The following is a 2,274-nucleotide window of genomic DNA, read 5'->3' as shown; positions in this document are numbered from 1 at the left end:
GCCCCGCGCCGCGCCTCCGCGCCCCGCCACCGCACCCGACCGCGCCCTGCCGCAACGCCCCACGTAACGCACCTTCGCGCAGCGGCCCCGATCCCCCCACCCGTACCGCCACAACCACCGGGACTCAGCCATCACGCAGAAGCCCGAGCACCAGCCCGCACAGAAACCGGCCCAGCGGCCGGCACCGAAACGGACCCGGTCACCGCGACCGGCCAGGGAAAGGAAACGAGCCCCCATGGCGAACACCGAAGCGGCACTGAAGGATGCGATGAGCTCGATCGAGGGCACCACGGGTGTCGCCCTCGTCGACTACACGAGCGGGATGGCCCTGGGCACGCTCGGCGGCGGGAAGGACTTCAACCTGGAGGTCGCCGCCGCGGGCAACACCGACGTGATCCGCGCCAAGCTCCGCACCATGGAGCACCTGGGGCTCAAGGAGGAGATCGAGGACATCCTCATCACCCTGAACACCCAGTACCACCTGATCCGGCTGCTCAAGACCCGTGGCGGCAACGGCCTGTTCCTCTACCTGGTGCTGGACGCCAGCCGGGCGAACCTGGCCATGGCCCGCCACCAGCTGAAGAAGATCGAGGCCGAGCTGGAGGTCTGACGCGTCCGGGGCGGCGCGGGGCCGGGGGCTCTCACTCCACGAACAGGCCGCGCGCCGCCGCCCGTACGTCGAACTCCTCCAACCGCGCCTGGGCGTCGGGGAGTCCGTCGCACATCGCCTCCAGCAGCACCCGGCCGAGCAGCATCGGCGCGCATACGGTGTCGAAGGAGAGCCCGGAGCCGATGGCCGCCGGGAGCAGCAGATCGCTGTGCTTGGCGACGGGGGCGAAGGCGGAGTCGGCGACCGTCACGACGGTCAGCCCCTGGTCCTGGGCGTACGCCAGCGCGTCCACGCTCTCCTTGGGGTGGCGCGGCAGCGCGAAGCACATCAGGGCGGTCGCCCCGGCCCGGCGGGCGGAGTCGATCCGGTCGGGCAGCATGCTGCCGCCCTCGTCGAGCACGCGTACGTCGGGGTGCACCTTGGCGGCGAAGTAGCCGAAGCCGCGGGCCTGCGAGGAGGCGGCGCGCAGCCCGAGCACCGGCAGCGGCCGGGAGCCGGCGAGCAGCCGCCCGGCGCGCTCGACGGGGGCGGGGTCGGCGAGTACGTCGGAGAGGTGCTGGAGGTTCTCGATCTCGGCGCGGACGGCCTGCTGGTACTCGTTGTACCGCTCCCCCGCGTCCTCCTGCTCCGGGTCGGCGGGCGCGACCTCGCGCAGGTGCCGGCGCAGCGCCGGGTAGCCGTCGAAGCCTAGGGCGACGGCGAAGCGGGTGACGGAGGGCTGGCTGACCCCGGCCAGTTCGGCCAGCTCCACGCTGGAGAGGAACGGAGCGTCGGCGGCCCGGCGGACCATGCAGTGCGCGATGCGCCGCTGGGTGGGCGTGAGCCGGTGGCCCTCGAAGAGCCGCTGCAACCGTGCGGCGGGGCTGCTGCCACTCATGCTGTCCCCTTGCTGGATCCGTCGCGCCCGACCGGCGCCGACCGTTCTATTCAGCCAGGAAGGTCGCTGTATGTCCATATGCAGGGGCCCCGTAAGGGGGGTTAGCCCCACGGAATCCGGGGGCTAGCCCCACTGCGGGCGGCCCGCCGGCTCCGTAACGTCCATGCACATGGAAGCCCGTGACCACGAGCTCAAGAAGGAGCTCGCCGCCACCCTCCAGGCCCGCGGCGAGCTGGGCGCGGAGTACGAGTCCGTGCTCATCGAGTCGTTCCTGGAGAAGGTCGAGCAGCGTCTCGACACCACACTCGACCGCCGGGTCCGCCGCCAGCTCGCCGAGCAGCAGACGACCACCGCCCGGGGTCCGCGCCCGGCGGATCCGGAGACCTTCGGGGAGCGGCACGCGCTGGGGATCGTCTCGTTGATCCTGGCGGTCCCGCTGTCCGCGATCGGCGTCGTGAACGCCGGGATCGAGGGGCTGGTGGTGGCCTGGCTCGGCATCGTCGGCGTCAACGCGTTCCAGGCGGCGCGGGGCGGGGGGCTGTTCCGCCGCCGGGAGGAGCGGGCGCTGTCCGGCTGGAAGGACTGAGACCACCCGGCGCGACCGGGACCTGCGGACGACCGGGCCCGGGCGGCCGATGCCCGGGCCCGACGGAAGCCCCGGCTATGCGGGAGCCCTGGGGGGGGGGCGGGGGGGGGGGGGGGCCCCCCGCGGGGGGGGGGCCCGCCCCCCGCGGGACAGAGCGATGCGGCCGGCGCCCGCCCCCCCCCCCCCCGCGGCCCGCGCGGG

3 protein-coding genes are annotated in these 2,274 nt (G+C 73.9%); 2 read left to right on the top strand and 1 reads right to left on the bottom strand.

Annotated elements, in window-relative coordinates; genetic code table 11:
- Positions 1-235: 235 nt before the first annotated feature.
- Positions 236-610: a roadblock/LC7 domain-containing protein gene (locus JS521_RS17660; RefSeq protein ID WP_205083932.1), complete on the top strand. Its 375-nt coding sequence runs from the start codon at positions 236-238 to the stop codon at positions 608-610.
- Between the two features lie 31 nt (positions 611-641).
- On the opposite strand, the gene JS521_RS17655 is transcribed toward JS521_RS17660, so the two are convergent.
- Positions 642-1,487, bottom strand: a complete 846-nt coding sequence (locus JS521_RS17655) for a MurR/RpiR family transcriptional regulator (protein ID WP_205083931.1) — start codon at positions 1,485-1,487, stop codon at positions 642-644.
- A 169-nt stretch (positions 1,488-1,656) separates the two neighbouring features.
- Here JS521_RS17655 and JS521_RS17650 point away from each other — a divergent pair, with 169 nt between their 5' ends.
- Positions 1,657-2,073 carry a hypothetical protein gene (locus JS521_RS17650; RefSeq protein WP_205083930.1) on the top strand — a complete coding sequence of 139 codons (417 nt, stop codon included), beginning with the start codon at positions 1,657-1,659 and terminating at the stop codon, positions 2,071-2,073.
- Positions 2,074-2,274 lie beyond the last annotated feature (201 nt).

The organism is Streptomyces durocortorensis, from assembly GCF_016901035.1.
Lineage (GTDB): Bacteria > Actinomycetota > Actinomycetes > Streptomycetales > Streptomycetaceae > Streptomyces > Streptomyces durocortorensis.
The sequence above is the reverse complement of the archived record's forward strand: the minus strand, read 5'-3'. Positions and strand labels throughout refer to the sequence as shown.